Annotated in this window: 14 protein-coding genes; 7 read left to right on the forward strand and 7 right to left on the reverse strand. The window is 72.1% G+C overall.

Annotated features, from left to right (window positions below; translation table 11 throughout):
- Nucleotides 1-898 precede the first annotated feature (898 nt).
- Both ABZ865_RS36955 and ABZ865_RS36960 read left to right on the forward strand, forming a co-directional pair.
- The gene (locus ABZ865_RS36955; RefSeq protein ID WP_361240183.1) at nt 899-4,330 is read left to right on the forward strand and encodes a DNA polymerase III subunit alpha; all 3,432 of its coding nucleotides are present in this window, start codon (nt 899-901) and stop codon (nt 4,328-4,330) included.
- Nucleotides 4,327-5,301 carry a hypothetical protein gene (locus ABZ865_RS36960; protein WP_361240185.1) on the forward strand — a complete coding sequence of 325 codons (975 nt, stop codon included), beginning with the start codon at nt 4,327-4,329 and terminating at the stop codon, nt 5,299-5,301. The genes ABZ865_RS36955 and ABZ865_RS36960 overlap by 4 nt, the downstream gene beginning before the upstream one ends.
- A 17-nt stretch (nt 5,302-5,318) precedes the next feature.
- Here ABZ865_RS36960 and ABZ865_RS36965 read toward each other — a convergent pair whose 3' ends face one another.
- A complete protein-coding gene (locus tag ABZ865_RS36965) occupies nt 5,319-5,693 on the reverse strand; it encodes a cupin domain-containing protein (protein WP_361240187.1) in 375 nt (124 codons plus the stop codon).
- Between the two features lie 110 nt (nt 5,694-5,803).
- Between ABZ865_RS36965 and ABZ865_RS36970 the strand changes: the two genes are divergently transcribed.
- Nucleotides 5,804-6,250 (forward strand): MarR family transcriptional regulator, encoded by a 447-nt coding sequence (locus tag ABZ865_RS36970; RefSeq protein ID WP_361240189.1) that lies wholly within the window; start codon nt 5,804-5,806, stop codon nt 6,248-6,250.
- Between the two features lie 169 nt (nt 6,251-6,419).
- The gene (locus ABZ865_RS36975; protein WP_361240422.1) at nt 6,420-7,280 is read left to right on the forward strand and encodes an alpha/beta fold hydrolase; all 861 of its coding nucleotides are present in this window, start codon (nt 6,420-6,422) and stop codon (nt 7,278-7,280) included.
- Between the two features lie 64 nt (nt 7,281-7,344).
- On the opposite strand, the gene ABZ865_RS36980 is transcribed toward ABZ865_RS36975, so the two are convergent.
- Nucleotides 7,345-8,334, reverse strand: coding sequence for a lytic polysaccharide monooxygenase (locus ABZ865_RS36980; protein ID WP_361240191.1), 990 nt, complete (start codon nt 8,332-8,334; stop codon nt 7,345-7,347).
- A 176-nt stretch (nt 8,335-8,510) separates the two neighbouring features.
- On the opposite strand from ABZ865_RS36980, the gene ABZ865_RS36985 reads away from it, so the two are divergent.
- A complete protein-coding gene (locus tag ABZ865_RS36985; RefSeq protein WP_361240193.1) occupies nt 8,511-8,960 on the forward strand; it encodes a GNAT family N-acetyltransferase in 450 nt (149 codons plus the stop codon).
- 15 nt (nt 8,961-8,975) lie between these two features.
- On the opposite strand, the gene ABZ865_RS36990 is transcribed toward ABZ865_RS36985, so the two are convergent.
- Nucleotides 8,976-9,110 carry a hypothetical protein gene (locus ABZ865_RS36990; RefSeq protein WP_361240195.1) on the reverse strand — a complete coding sequence of 45 codons (135 nt, stop codon included), beginning with the start codon at nt 9,108-9,110 and terminating at the stop codon, nt 8,976-8,978.
- Between the two features lie 110 nt (nt 9,111-9,220).
- On the opposite strand from ABZ865_RS36990, the gene ABZ865_RS36995 reads away from it, so the two are divergent.
- On the forward strand, nt 9,221-9,841 hold the full coding sequence (locus ABZ865_RS36995) for a class I SAM-dependent methyltransferase (protein ID WP_361240197.1): 621 nt from the start codon (nt 9,221-9,223) through the stop codon (nt 9,839-9,841).
- 67 nt (nt 9,842-9,908) lie between these two features.
- On the opposite strand, the gene ABZ865_RS37000 is transcribed toward ABZ865_RS36995, so the two are convergent.
- Together ABZ865_RS37000 and ABZ865_RS37005 are read right to left on the reverse strand one after the other, a co-directional pair.
- The gene (locus ABZ865_RS37000; protein WP_361240199.1) at nt 9,909-10,409 is read right to left on the reverse strand and encodes a DUF402 domain-containing protein; all 501 of its coding nucleotides are present in this window, start codon (nt 10,407-10,409) and stop codon (nt 9,909-9,911) included.
- Nucleotides 10,390-11,319 (reverse strand): GNAT family N-acetyltransferase, encoded by a 930-nt coding sequence (locus tag ABZ865_RS37005; protein ID WP_361240201.1) that lies wholly within the window; start codon nt 11,317-11,319, stop codon nt 10,390-10,392. Before ABZ865_RS37005 ends, ABZ865_RS37000 begins: the two co-directional genes overlap by 20 nt.
- Nucleotides 11,320-11,390: 71 nt before the next feature.
- Between ABZ865_RS37005 and ABZ865_RS37010 the strand changes: the two genes are divergently transcribed.
- Nucleotides 11,391-11,759, forward strand: a complete 369-nt coding sequence (locus tag ABZ865_RS37010) for a GntR family transcriptional regulator (RefSeq protein WP_361240203.1) — start codon at nt 11,391-11,393, stop codon at nt 11,757-11,759.
- A 34-nt stretch (nt 11,760-11,793) separates the two neighbouring features.
- On the opposite strand, the gene ABZ865_RS37015 is transcribed toward ABZ865_RS37010, so the two are convergent.
- Nucleotides 11,794-12,564: a DUF72 domain-containing protein gene (locus ABZ865_RS37015; RefSeq protein ID WP_361240205.1), complete on the reverse strand. Its 771-nt coding sequence runs from the start codon at nt 12,562-12,564 to the stop codon at nt 11,794-11,796.
- 66 nt (nt 12,565-12,630) lie between these two features.
- The gene (locus ABZ865_RS37020) at nt 12,631-13,725 is read right to left on the reverse strand and encodes a DUF5925 domain-containing protein (RefSeq protein WP_361240207.1); all 1,095 of its coding nucleotides are present in this window, start codon (nt 13,723-13,725) and stop codon (nt 12,631-12,633) included.
- Nucleotides 13,726-13,755 lie beyond the last annotated feature (30 nt).

Here is a 13,755-nt window from a genome sequence, read left to right on the forward strand (position 1 = left end):
TTTGTGGAGTCCCGCCCCGCGCGCGAGGGGCGGGGCTTCGTCGTGCTGTGGCTGTGGCTGTGGCTGTGGTGGGGGCGGAGGCTTGGTGTGCCTGCGGCGGCCTGTCGCGGTGCGTTGTGGCTTGGGTCGCGCCTGCGGTGCGTCGTGGGTCGGGTCCGTGCCGGGGGGTATCCGTCCTCGGTCCGGCGCCACTGCAAGGACGGATCGTTCTGTTTTTCTTACGCCGGCCGCTGCGGGCGGACACCCCCCGTCCCGTCCCCTCCCCGCCGCGGGCGGGTGCGGCCCGCCTCCCCCCGGTGACCCCGACCCGCCGTGCGCGGGTGCGGCCCCCCTCGGTGGCTCCGGCCCGCCGTGCGCGGCTGTCGGGCGTCTGCCTCGCCTTGTGGCTCCGGCCCGCTGTGGGCGGGTGTGGCGCGCCGCGGCCTGGTGGCTCCGGCCCGCCGTGCGCGGCTGTCGGGCGTCTGCATCGCCTTGTGGCTCCGGCCCGCTGTGGGCGGGTGCGGCGCGCTGCGGCCTGGTGGCTCCGGCCCGCCGTGCGCGGCTGTCGGGCGTCTGCCTCGCCTTGTGGCTCCGGCCTGCCGTATGCGGGTGTGGCGCGCTGCGGCCTGGTGGCTCCGGCCCGCCGTGCACGGGTGCGGGTCGCATCGCCCTGTGGCTCCGGCCTGCCGTGTGCGGGTGCGGTGCGCGTCGGCCCGGTGGCTTTGGCCTCGCCGTGGTTGGCCCCTTTGTCGTGCGGGCTGGCGGCCCCCTCTGTCGGCCTTCCGGCGGGGCCGTGGTTTGGGTGTTTGTGCAGGTGAGGGGGTTGGGTGTGGATGTCGCACAAGCGTTCGAGATTGGGGGTATGGTGGGGGTGGGGATGTTGGGAACAGGTGTTCGAGTGTGAGTGCGGGAGGTGTGTGTGCCGGGCTTCGCGCATCTGCGCACCGTCTCCGGGTTCTCCCTGCGGTACGGGGCCTCGCATCCGGAGCGGCTGGCCGAGCGCGCCTCGGAGCGGGGGATGGATGCCCTTGCGCTCACTGATCGCGACACCGTTGCCGGCACTGTTCGGTTCGCCAAGGCGTGTGCCGGGGTGGGTGTGCGGCCGTTGTTCGGGGTGGATCTGGCGGTGGGTGAGCCGGAGGTGGTGCGGAGGGAGCGGCGGCGGGCGCCGGTGCGTGGGGGTGCCTTTGTCGATGAGTCGGCGCCTCGGGTGACTTTTCTGGCCCGGGATGGTGCCCGTGGGTGGGGTGATCTCTGCAGGATCGTTACTGCGGCGCACGAGGGTGAGGGTGCGCCCCTGCTGCCCTGGGCCGGTAATCACGGTGACGGTCTGACCGTGCTGCTGGGGCCCGGGTCCGATGTGGGGCGTGCGCTGGTGGCGGGGCGTCCTGACCGGGCCGCCAGGCTGCTCGTTCCCTGGCGTGAGGTGTATGGCGACGCGCTGCGGTTGGAGGCCGTCTGGCACGGGCGGCAGGGGACGGGAGCGGGGTCGCTGAGGCTGGCCGCTCGGACGGTCGGCTTCGCCGCCGAGCAGGGGGTTCGGCCGGTGCTCAGCAATGCCGTCCGGTATGCCGATCCGGGGCAGGGGCCGGTCGTCGATGTTCTGGATGCCGCCCGGCGTCTGGTGCCGATCGATCCGCGCAAGGAGCTGGACTCGGGGGAGGCCTGGCTGAAGGACGCGGGGGCCATGCTGGGGATCGCCGAGCGGGTGGTGGAGGCGGCCGGATACCGGCGGGACACCGCGCATCGGCTGCTGGAGCAGACCCGGGCCACCGCCGACGAGTGTCTCGTCGATCCCGAGGACGATCTCGGTATCGGTAGCGTCCACTTTCCCGAGGCGCATCTGGTCGGTGCCGGCCGTCGTACCGCCCAGCGGGTGCTCGCCTCGCGGGCGGCGGCCGGGATGGTGCTGCGCGGGTATGCCGACCGGCGGGACTACTGGGAGCGGATGCATCACGAGCTGGACATCATCGCTCACCATGGTTTCGCCTCTTATTTTCTGACGGTCGCTCAGGTTGTCGATGATGTGAAGGGGATGGGGATCCGGGTGGCCGCCCGTGGCTCCGGTGCGGGGTCTCTGGTGAATCATCTGCTCGGGATCGCGCATGCGGATCCGGTGGAGCACGGGCTGCTCATGGAGCGCTTCCTGTCCAAGGAGCGGGTCGCGCTGCCGGACATCGACATCGATGTGGAGTCCGCGCGCCGGCTGGAGGTGTACCGGGCGATCATCGGGCGCTTCGGGAGTGAGCGGGTGGCCACTGTCGCCATGCCGGAGACCTATCGGGTGCGGCACGCCATCCGTGATGTCGGGGCCGCCCTGTCCATGGACCCGGCCGAGATCGATCGCGTGGCCAAGTCCTTCCCGCACATCCGGGCGCGGGACGCCCGCGCGGCGTTGGAGGAGCTGCCCGAGCTGAAGCAGCTCGCGGGGGAGAAGGAGAAGTACGGCAGGCTGTGGGAGCTGGTCGAGGCGCTGGACGCCCTGCCGCGTGGGGTCGCCATGCATCCCTGTGGGGTGCTGCTGTCCGACGCCTCGCTGCCGGCCCGTACGCCGGTGGTGCCGACCAGCGGTGAGGGGCTGCCGATGTCGCAGTTCGACAAGGAGGACGTGGAGGATCTCGGGCTGCTCAAGCTGGATGTGCTGGGTGTGCGGATGCAGTCGGCGATGGCGCACGCGGTGGCGGAAGTGGAGCGGGCGACGGGGGAGCGGGTCGATCTGGATGCCGTGCGGGAGGGGGATCCGGCTACGTACCGGCTGATCCGGTCCACCGAGACGCTGGGCTGCTTCCAGATCGAGTCGCCGGGGCAGCGGGATCTGGTGGGGCGGCTCCAGCCGAGCACCTTCCATGATCTGGTCGTCGACATTTCGCTGTTCCGGCCGGGGCCGGTCGCCGCCGACATGGTGCGGCCCTTCATCGAGGCGCGGCACGGGCGGGCGCCGGTGCGCTATCCACATCCGGATCTGGAGGAGCCGCTGAAGGGGACGTACGGGGTCGTCGTCTTCCACGAGCAGATCATCGACATCGTCGCCATCATGACCGGCTGCGGGCGGGGTGTGGCGGACCAGGTGCGGCGCGGGCTGTCCGATCCGGAGTCGCAGGGGCGGATCCGGTTCTGGTTCGCGCAGAACGCGGCGGCGAAGGGATACGACGCGGAGACCGTCCAGCGGACCTGGGAGATCATCGAGGCCTTCGGGTCGTACGGCTTCTGCAAGGCGCACGCGGTCGCCTTCGCCGTGCCGACCTATCAGTCGGCGTGGCTGAAGGCCCATCATCCGGCTGCTTTTTACGCGGGGCTGCTCACGCACGACCCCGGGATGTATCCGAAGCGGCTGTTGCTGGCGGACGCGCGGCGGCGTGGGGTACCGATTCTGCCGTTGGATGTGAATGTGTCGGGGGTCGCACACCGGATCGAACTGGTGTCTGAATCAGGGGTGTGGGGGCTGCGGCTCGCCCTCTCCGACGTGCACGGCATCAGTGAGGCGGAGGCGCGGAGGATCGAGGACGGGCAGCCGTACTCGTCGCTGCTGGACTTCTGGGAGCGGGGCCGGCCGAGCCGGCCGCTGGCCGGGCGGCTGGCGCAGGTGGGCGCGTTGGACGCCTTCGGCGCCAACCGGCGTGATCTGCAGTTGCATCTGACCGAGCTGCACCGGGGGACCCGGGGAGCCCGGGGCGGAGGCGGTCAACTGCCGTTGGCCGGTGGGCGGAAGACGGCGCCGGCCGGTCTGCCGGATCTGTCGCCGGCGGAGAAGCTCAGTGCCGAGCTGGGCGTGCTGTCCATGGACGCCTCGCGCAATCTGATGGACGACCACCGGGAGTTCCTGAAGGAGCTGGGCGTGGTGTCGGCGCGTCGGCTGCGCGAGGTGCGGCACGGGGAGACGGTGCTGGTCGCGGGCGCCAAGGCGGCCACCCAGACCCCGCCGATCCGGTCCGGCAAGCGGGTCATCTTCAGCACGCTGGACGACGGCACGGGCCTGGTCGATCTCGCCTTCTTCGACGACTCGCACGATGCCTGCGCCCACACCGTCTTCCATTCCTGGCTGCTGCTGGTGCGTGGGGTGGTGCAGCGGCGCGGTCCGCGCAGTCTGAGCGTGGTGGGGTCCGCCGCCTGGAACCTGGCCGAGCTCGTCGAACTGCGGGCGGAGGGCGGTCTGGACGAGGTGGCCGCCCGGCTGGCGGCGCCCGGCCCGGAGGGGGCGGGGGCCGATCCGACGGGCGGACGGCGGATCCATCTGCCGACCGGATACGACATGCACCCGTGGGCCGATCTGCGGCCCGCGGGCGAGGGGGCCTCACAAGGGCCCGCAGCCGTAAGGAAGTTGTGGCACCAGAGTCCGGGGAGTGCGGGATGACCATCCTCTGCGTACGTTTCCAGCTGCCGCCGATGTACGAGGCGGCCCTGCCCGGGCTGCTCGGGCTGCTGGAGGAGTTCACCCCGGTCGTGGAGGCGTTGCCCCCGGACGGGGCGCTGGCCGATCTCCGGGGCGCCGAGCGGTACTTCGGGCGCGGCGCCGTGGAACTGGCCTCGGTGATCCGGGTGCGGGCCCTGGCGCTGTACGGCGTCGACTGCGCGATCGGTGCCGGTCCGGGACCGATGCTGGCCCGCGTGGCGCTGCGCGACGCCCGGCCCGGGGTGACCTGTGCGGTGCCCGAGGAACCGGACGCCGTCGCGGAGTTCCTCGCCGACCGGCCCGTGTCCGCGCTGCCCGGCGTCGGTGCGGCGACCGCCCGCACCCTGTGTGAGTACGGCCTGGACACCCTGGGCCGGGTCGCCGCCGCGCCGCTGTCCACGCTCCAGCGGCTGATCGGCGCGCGGGCGGGCCGTGAGCTGCGGGAGAAGGCGGCCGGTGTCGACCGGGGGCGGGTCGTCCCGAACGCCGTCTCCCGTTCCCTGGCCGCTGAACGGCCGTTCGAGATGGATGAGTTGGATCCCGGCCGGCATCGCCGGGCGCTCCTGGGCGCCGCCGAGGAGCTGGGTGCCCGGCTGCGCGCGGTGGAGAAGGTCTGCCGCACCCTGACCCTCACCGTGCGCTACGCCGACCGCTCTTCCACCACCCGCAGCCGCACCCTCGCGGAGCCGACCGCGCACTCGGCGGCCCTCACGAAGGCGGCCTACGGCATGTACGAGGCACTCGGCCTCCAGCGCGCCCGGGTCCGCTCGATCGCCCTGCGCGCCGAGGGCCTGGCCCCCGCCGACCAGGCCTCCCACCAGCTCACCTTCGACCCCGTGGACGAGAAGGTCCGCCGCATCGAGGAGGTCGCCGACCGCGCGCGAGCGAAGTTCGGACCACGGGCGGTGATGCCGGGGACGCTGGCGGCGTAACTCTCCTTCGGCGTATGTCAGTTGGCCCACGGCGGGGTGATGCGGGTGCCGTCGGCCAGCTCGGCCTCCAGGCCGATGGACGTGGTGACCCAGGAGATCGCGGTGTGGCCGGTGGGGTTCTCGACGGCCAGGGTCGCGCCGGGGTTGATGATCACCGTGTCGCCGGCGGAGATCCGCTCGGTGTGGCCGTCGAGGGTGATCAGCAGCTCGCCGAGGAGCAGGTGGAAGATCTCCTCGCGGGTGACGGTGTGGGCGGGGGCCTTGGTCTCGGGCGGGATCTCGCCCCGCCAGGCACACAGCTCCTTGCTGCCGGTGCCGGGGGTGGCGTACGAGACGAAGCGGGCGCCGTGGATCTCGTGGGTCACGGCGTCGGAGGAGCGGACGACGGGCATGGTGATCTCCGTTCGAGCGCGGGTAAGTGGTCAAGCTTCTTGACTATATGGTCAAGCTGCTTGACTGATTCGTCAAGGGGGTTCTCCCGTGGGGGTGTTTCAATGCCTCCGTGCAGAACTCCGAAGCCATGGCCCTGACCGCCGCGCTGCTCGCCGTCGCGGGCGACCTCACGCAGCGCATCAACGAGGGTGTCGTGGCCCGCGGCTTCACGGACATCCGGCCCGCTCATGGCTTCGCCTTCGCGCGGCTCGCCCCGGGCGGGGCCACCGTCACCGATCTCGCCGTGCATCTCGGGGTGACCAAGCAGGCCGCCAGCCAGCTGGTCGACGAGATCGTACGCAAGGGGTACGCCGAGCGTCGGCCGCATCCCGGGGACGCGCGGGCCCGGCTGATCGTGCTCACCGAGCGGGGGTGGGCGTGCACCCGCGCGGCGGAGGCGGCGGCCGCCGAGGTCGTGGGGGCGTGGGCCGAGGTGCTGGACGAGGGTGAACTGCGCGTGTTGCGGGAGGGTTTGCTGCGGATCGCGCCCTATGGTCCCTTGAGGCCCTCCTGGTGACGGACTGTCAGGCGTGTCACGGCCCGCTTGTTACTCGAAAGTTTTACTGACGCGTAACTTCACATGTCAGCTACTCGCCCGTAACTTGACGAGTGAACAGACAGCATCCTCGTGATCCGGATCACAGGGCAAGGCCCCCACCACCCTTGAGCCGCAAGGAGATCACATGGTGCTGCCCTGGAAGCGCGTGCTCAGACCGCTCGCCGCACTGGCTCTGACGATCGCCGTCGCCGCCGTTCCCGCCGCCACCGCACGGGCCTCGACGGCACCCAGCAGCGGATGGAACGACTACTCCTGCCAGCCGTCCGCCGCCCATCCCCGCCCCGTCGTCCTGGTCCACGGCACCTTCGGGAACTCCGTCGACAACTGGCTGGGCCTCGCCCCGTACCTGAAGGACCGCGGGTACTGCGTCTACTCCCTCGACTACGGCCAACTGCCCGGCGTCCCCCTCTTCTACGGCCTCGGCCCCATCGACAAGTCCGCCGCACAGCTGTCGGCCTTCGTCGACAAGGTGCTCACCTCGACCGGAGCCGCCAAAGCCGACCTCGTCGGCCACTCCCAGGGCGGCATGATGCCCCGCTACTACCTGAAGTTCCTCGGCGGTGCCGCCAAGGTGAACGCCCTCGTCGGCCTCGCCCCCGACAACCACGGCACCGACCTGAACGGCCTCACCAACCTGCTGCCGTACTTCCCCGGCGCCGAGGACCTGCTCAAGGCCACCACCCCCGGCCTCGCCGACCAGATCTCCGGCTCCGACTTCCTCACCAAGCTCAACGCGGGCGGCGACACCGTCCCCGGAGTGCACTACACGGTCATCGCCACCAAGTACGACGAGGTGGCCACCCCGTGGCGCGACCAGTACCTGAGCGGCTCGGACGTCCACAACGTCCTGCTCCAGGACCTGTGCCCGCTCGACCTGTCCGAGCACGTGGCGATCGGCCTGTTGGACCGGATCGCCTTCCACGAGGTGGCCAACGCCCTCGACCCGGCCCACGCCAAGGCCACCAGTTGCGCGTCGGTCTTCAGCTGACGTGCCGCCGGGGCCTGTCCGGCCTGAGCCGCCGGACAGGCCCCGGAAACTTTCCGGGCGCCGCTCAGCGCCCGTGCCGGCCGCCGCCCGCAGCGCGCCGCCGCACCGACAGGAACAGCACCGCCGAGCCCAGCGCCAGCGCCGCCGCGCCGCCGATCGCGACGTACGAGGTGCCGGTGGACGCGCCGGTCTCGGCGAGGTTCTCCGACGCCCCGGCGGCCTTCGGCTCGTTGGCGGAGGCCGGAGTCGGTGCCGGTGCCGTGGTGGGCTCGGCCGTGGTGCTCGCGTCGTCGTCCCCGTGCCCGTGGTGCTCGATCGTCGACTTGTCGGCACCGTCCGCGATCTGCTCGTCGGAGGGCGCGGAGGCGCTCGGAGCGGGGGCGCTCGAAGCTGGGGTGCCCGAAGCAGGGGTGGTGCCGCCCGTCGTACCGCCGCCGAAGTCGACGTCGGAGCAGGAGTAGAAGGCCTCCGGGCTGTCCGAGCGCTGCCAGACCGCGTACAGCAGCTGCCTGCCCGTGCGCTCGGGAAGGGTGCCCGAGAAGGTGTAGAAGCCGCCCGAGGCGACCGGGTCGGTAGCCGTCGCGACCGGGTGCTCCAGATCCAGGCCGGACCAGGCCAGCGGCTTCGCCGGGTCGTAACCCGGCTTGGTCGCGTAGACCTTGAAGGTGCCCTTGTGCGGGGCGGTCACCCGGTACTTGAAGGTGTACGAGCCGCTGCGCACGCTCGTCGCCGGCCAGTCGGCGCGGGCCAGGTCGAGCCCCTTGAACTCCTCGTTGCCGGCGCTGCACAGCTTGCCGTCCGGGATCAGCTCCTGGTGCCGCCCGTTCGCGTCGCCGATCCGGATGCCGTTCCAGTCGTACAGCGCCTGGGTGCCGCCGGCCGCCGCGGCCGCCTTGCACGCCGCCGACTTCGGGCTCTCCGGACCCTCCGCGTAGCACTGCGCGACCCGGCTGACGGGGCCGCCCATCGAACCGTGCGCGGACGCGGGCGCGGCGGACAGCGCGAGCGCGGTGATGCCGAGAGCGGCGACGACGGCCTTGCGGCGTGCGGGCATGGGGAACTCCTCGAAACGGTCCTCGGGGGAGGGCTGAATCCCGTGGGGGCGATCAGAAGCTAGCCCCAAGACACCGTGAAGTCGCCTGCTGAGGGCGGCGGACGGAGATCCTTATGGTCGGCTTAAGGGAGGGCTCAGACTGCGATCAGACTGAGATCGGAAAGTACCGTTCGTGCATGACCGAAGACGAGATCCGGCCGGCGGCCGAGGCCGACGTACCCGCCGTGAAGGCCGTGACCGACGCGGCCTACCACCTCTACGTCGAGCGCATCGGGGTGGTGCCCGCGCCCATGGAGGCGGACCACGCGGCGGACGTGGCCGAGGGAAAGGTGTTCGTGACCGGGGACCCCGTGAACGGCCTGGTCGTGGTCGAACCGCGCCCGGACCATCTCTTGCTTGACAGCATCGCCGTCCACCCCGACGCCCACGGCAGGGGCGTCGGGCGGCGGCTGCTGCACTTCGTCGACGCCCACGCGCGTGCGCTGGGCCTGCGCGAAGTCCGGCTCTACACCAACGCGATGATGTGGGAGAACCAGAAGATCTACCCGAAGTACGGGTACGAGGTCGTGGAACGCCGCGTCGACGGGCCCTACGACCGGATCCACTACCGCAAGCCGCTCGACTGACGGCCCGCCGCGGCCTCAGCCGTCGGGCCACCAGGTGCGCGCGATGTCCTTGCGCACCTCCGGGCGCGCGGCCGGGCGCTGGTCCGCCTCTTCGCGGACCCTGCGGCTGTCCGTCCTCTTCAGGGGCTTCTGCACGGTCACACGGCGCATGGCTGCCTCCTCGGGCGTCCACCTGAATCCGTCGTTCACGGAGGTGGACCCTTTCGGGGAGCGTTCCTCATCGGAGCCGGTCTGTCAGTGGCGGGTGTCACTCTGGAGCCATGGCATACGAGGGTGAGCACACGGTGACGGCAGGTGCCGAGACGGACTGGGACGCGGCGGCCGCCGCCTTCGACGACGAGCCGGACCACGGCCTGCGCGCCCCCGAGGTGCGCGCAGCCTGGGCGGCGAGAATGCGCTCCTGGCTGCCCGGGAGCCCCGCCGACGTCCTCGACCTGGGCTGCGGCACCGGCAGCCTGTCGCTCCTCGCGGCCGAACAGGGACACCGGATCACCGGCGTCGACCGGTCCCCGGCCATGGTCGAGCGGGCCCGCGCCAAGCTCGCCGGGCGGGACGCGGTCGTGCTGTGCGGAGACGCCGCCACGCCGCCCGTGGGGGAGCGGCGTTACGACGTCGTCCTCGTCCGGCACGTGCTGTGGACGCTGCCCGATCCAACGCGCGTGCTGCGGCACTGGCGGACCCTGCTGCGCCCCGAGGGCCGGTTCGTGCTGGTCGAGGGCGTCTGGGGGACCCTCGCCCCGGTCGGCATACCCGCCGGCCGGCTCACCGCCCTGCTGGAGCCGCTGGTCCGCGAGGTGCGCGTCGAGCGACTGTCCGACGACCCGCTGCTGTGGGGGAAGACCGTGGACGACGAGCGGTACGCGGTGCTGGCGACGGTGTGAGACGGCCGGGTCCAGGGATGGGGCCGGGGGCGGGGTCCCGTGCCGGGGGCCGCGCCCTTGGGGGGACTCAGGCCAGCAGGGAGTCGAAGCCTCCCTCGCGGGCCAGTGTCTCCAGTTCGTCCAGGGCGGCCAGGGCGGCGGACGCGGCCTCCGGGTCCGTCTCCGTCAGGCCGCTCTCGGCGAACTCGTCCTCGTCCAGGCGGCGTACGTCCGTGCCGTCGGCGGAGCGCCACAGGTCCAGGTCGAGGTCCTCGACCACCAGCTCGCCGCTGGAGCGGACCGCGGGGCGGGTGATGTCGCAGTACCAGCCCTTGACGGTGCCGTCCCCGGCGCGGACCTCCTTCACCGAGTACCAGCGGTCCCGCCAGTAGTGCTCGGTGAAGACGTCGCCCGGCTCGAAGCGCACGAAGCCGAAGTCGCGGACGCCTTCGCCCGCCCACGGGGCCCGCACGGTGACGTGCGTGCCGTCGTCGCCGAGCAGCTCCGCCGGATAACGGATCTTCGTACGGCCCGCCTTGACGAGGACGACGTCCACCTGGGCGCCGGGCTCAGCCGAGTTCGCGGACATAGCGCACCTCCGTCGCGCAGATCTCGTACCCGAGCCACTTGTTGATCGCGATCATCGGGTCGTTCCCGGCGTCGTTGCCCGTGAACGCCTCCGTGATGCCGGCGGCGCGGGCCCGGTACAGGGAGTGGATCTTGGCGAGCTTGGCCAGACCACGGCCCCGGTGGGCGCGCGCGGTACCGGTCATCGCGGTGGAGTACCGGGTGGCGCCGTCGGTGTAGGCCACGCTGAAGGCGACCGGACGGCCGTCGACGACCGCGGCCATGGTCAGCTCGCGGTCCAGCAGCGGATGCTTCCAGGCCTGCTCGAGCCAGGCGTCGTAGTCCGTGAACTCGACGGTGACCTCGCCGGGTTCGTCCGACACCGTCTCCGCGTCCAGCTCGAACAGCGGCCGGGGGTCGTCCGTGAAGTCGGCGGCCGGGCGCAGCTCGACGCCCTGAGGGACCTCCGGGAGCGGCGGGAGGGTGCCGTTCGCCAGGTCGAGGCGGAGGAAGTGGGCGGGGCGGCCCCGGGTGTAGCCGTGCCGTTCGGCGAAGGCGCGGTTGGCGGGTTCGTCGAGCACCCAGGTGTACAGCTTGCTCGCGCCGACGGCGGCGAGATGCTCCTCGGCGGCCCGGGTGAGGAGCCGGCCGGCACCGCGGTGGGTCCGGTCCGGGCGGACGTAGATGTTCAGGTACCCCTGGCCCGGCTCCGTGCTGTCGTGCGCGAGGGCGACCCCGGCCGCGCCGATCACCTCGCCGTCCTCGACCGCGATCAGCTGGCGGAAGTGGGCGTCGGGGTGGCTACGGGTCACGAGGTGGCGGACCGAGTCCGGGGTGAACAAGATGTACGGCAGGGCGAGATGGCGGACGCGGGCGTAGCCCTCGGCGTCGGCGGGCGTGTCGAGGCGCAGGTCGCGGACGATCACTGTCATGTGCAGGCACCGTACGGGGAGACGTGCGGGGATGCCTCTCATTTTCCTTCGGGTACGGGACAATCGGCCCTGTGACCCTGAAGATCCACATCGATGACAGTGCGCCGCCGTACGAGCAGGTCCGGGCGCAGATCTCCGAGCAGGCGCGGTCGGGGGCGCTCCCGGTGGGGTACCGGCTGCCGACGGTGCGTGGGCTGGCCGAGTCGCTGGGGCTCGCTGTGAACACGGTGGCCAAGGCGTACCGGGCGCTGGAGACGGACGGGGTGATCGAGACGCGGGGGCGCCACGGGACGTTCGTGGCCGCGGCGGGCTCGGCCGCGGTACGCGAGGCGTCGCTGGCCGCTCAGGCCTACGTGGAGCGGGTGCGGCGGCTGGGGCTGGCGGAGGAGGAGGCGCTGGCCGCGGTGCGGGACGCCCTGCGGGCGGCCTATGAGGAGTAGCGGGACGCCCTGCGCGGCCTACGGGGAGTAGGAGTCACCGGTGTGCCGCCCGCTCGGGTGTGCGGGTCACCGACAGGTCCGCCCGCCTCGCCGCCCTGGCGAACGTCACCGCGTCCGCCACTGCCGCGCCGCCGGGATCGTTGTTGAAGTAGGCGTAAACGTCGTGGTCGTCGGACCAGGTGGTCGCGAGGCGGTCCACCCACGTCTCCAGGGAGCGCCGGCCGTAGCGCGGCCACGGTTGGGCCCGGCCCTCGTGGAAGCGGACGTAACCCCAGTCGGTGGTGCGCCACAGCGGGGTCATGGGGCGGGCCTGGACGTCGGCCCAGCACAGGGCCGCGCCCCGGGACTCCAGGACCTTGCGCACCTCCGGTGTCCACCACGAGTCGTGGCGCGGCTCGACCGCGATCCTCGTGCCCGAGGGGAAGCAGGCCAGGCAGGCGTCCAGGAGGGGCGGGTCCGCGCGCAGGGTCGGGGGGAGCTGGAGGAGGACCGGGCCCAGGCGGTCGCCGAGGCCCGCCGCGTGGGTCATCAGGCGGTGGACCGGTTCCTCGGGGTCCTTCAGGCGCTTGATGTGGGTGAGATAGCGGCTGGCCTTGACCGCGACCACGAAGTCCGCCGGGACGCGGTCGCGCCAGGCCTCGAAGTTCTCCTTCGTCGGCAGCCGGTAGAAGGCGTTGTTGATCTCCACGGTGGCGAACAGCCGGGTGTACTCCTCCAGCCACAGCCGTGCCGGAACCCCCTCCGGGTACACCACGTCCCGCCAGTCCTTGTACTGCCACCCCGACGTGCCGACGAACAGGGTCATACCTCCATCAAAGCACCGGACGCCGATTTCTACCGGTGCTTCCACCGGCACTGCTACCGGTGACTGCTACAGGTACAGCCCCGCGTCCGCCCCGTCCCGCGCCCCCGGCACCGAGGTCGGCGCCGTGCCCCGGCGCAGGGCGTACAGCTCGGCGAGGGTCGCGCCGTCCCGGCCGATGCCCTCCTCGGAGCCGAGCCAGTTCACCGCCTCGCGGCGGGTCAGCGAGCCCACCTCGATGCGGGCCAGGCAGCGACCGGGGCGGACCACGGCGGGGTGCAGGCGCTCCAGGTCCTCGTTGGTGGTGACGCCCACCAGGACGTTCCTGCCCTGCCCGAGCAGGCCGTCCGTCAGGTTCAGCAGGCGGGACAGCGCCTGGCCCGCCGTGTGCTTGGCCTCGCCCCTGATCAGCTCGTCGCAGTCCTCCAGCAGGAGCAGACGCCAGCGGCCCTTGCCCGCGCCGTCCTCCTCGCCGATCGCGATGTCCATCAGATAGCCGACGTCGGAGAAGAGGCGCTCGGGGTCCAGCACGCAGTCCACCTGGCACCACTCGCGCCAGGACCGGGCCAGCGTGCGCAGCGCGGAGGTCTTGCCGGTGCCGGGCGGGCCGTGCAGCAGGAGCAGACGCCCGGCGATGTCCTCCGGGGTCGTCTTCATCAGCCGGTCCATCGCCTCCGCCACCGGAGCCGTGTAGTTGGGCCGGACCTCGTCCCAGGTGCCGGCGGAGATCTGCCGGGTGGTGCGGTGCGGGCCGCGCCGCGGGGAGACGTACCAGAAGCCCATGGTCACGTTCTCCGGCTGTGGCTCGGGCTCGTCGGCCGCGCCGTCCGTGGCCCGGTCGAGGACCTGCTTGGCCAGCTCGGCGCTGGTCGCGGTCACCGTGACGTCCGCTCCCCGATTCCAGCGGGAAACGAGCAGGGTCCAGCCGTCGCCCTCCGCGAGGGTGGCGCTGCGGTCGTCGTCGCGGGCGACCCGCAGCACGCGGGCGCCCTCCGGCAGCAGGGTCGCGCCGGAGCGCACCCGGTCGATGTTGGCCGCGTGCGAGTACGGCTGCTCGCCCGTCGCGAAGCGGCCGAGGAACAGCGCGTCGACGACATCGGAGGGCGAGTCGGAGTCGTCGACGTTGAGCCGGATCGGCAGAGCGTCGTGTGGGTTCGCAGACATGCCGCCATGATCCGTCACGGATGCGCTCCG

Source organism: Streptomyces sp. NPDC047085, assembly GCF_040643735.1.
Lineage (GTDB): Bacteria > Actinomycetota > Actinomycetes > Streptomycetales > Streptomycetaceae > Streptomyces.

Bases quoted from the DNA above. Each gene is read 5' to 3' on its own strand.
- ABZ865_RS36995 (WP_361240197.1), top strand. From the start codon at position 9,221: ATGGCATACGAGGGTGAGCACACGGTGACGGCAGGTGCCGAGACGGAC.
- ABZ865_RS36990 (WP_361240195.1), bottom strand. From the start codon at position 9,110: ATGCGCCGTGTGACCGTGCAGAAGCCCCTGAAGAGGACGGACAGCCGC.
- ABZ865_RS37015 (WP_361240205.1), bottom strand. From the start codon at position 12,564: ATGACCCTGTTCGTCGGCACGTCGGGGTGGCAGTACAAGGACTGGCGG.
- ABZ865_RS36980 (WP_361240191.1), bottom strand. From the start codon at position 8,334: ATGCCCGCACGCCGCAAGGCCGTCGTCGCCGCTCTCGGCATCACCGCG.
- ABZ865_RS36985 (WP_361240193.1), top strand. From the start codon at position 8,511: ATGACCGAAGACGAGATCCGGCCGGCGGCCGAGGCCGACGTACCCGCC.
- ABZ865_RS37005 (WP_361240201.1), bottom strand. From the start codon at position 11,319: ATGACAGTGATCGTCCGCGACCTGCGCCTCGACACGCCCGCCGACGCC.
- ABZ865_RS36960 (WP_361240185.1), top strand. From the start codon at position 4,327: ATGACCATCCTCTGCGTACGTTTCCAGCTGCCGCCGATGTACGAGGCG.
- ABZ865_RS37000 (WP_361240199.1), bottom strand. From the start codon at position 10,409: ATGTCCGCGAACTCGGCTGAGCCCGGCGCCCAGGTGGACGTCGTCCTC.
- ABZ865_RS36965 (WP_361240187.1), bottom strand. From the start codon at position 5,693: ATGCCCGTCGTCCGCTCCTCCGACGCCGTGACCCACGAGATCCACGGC.
- ABZ865_RS37020 (WP_361240207.1), bottom strand. From the start codon at position 13,725: ATGTCTGCGAACCCACACGACGCTCTGCCGATCCGGCTCAACGTCGAC.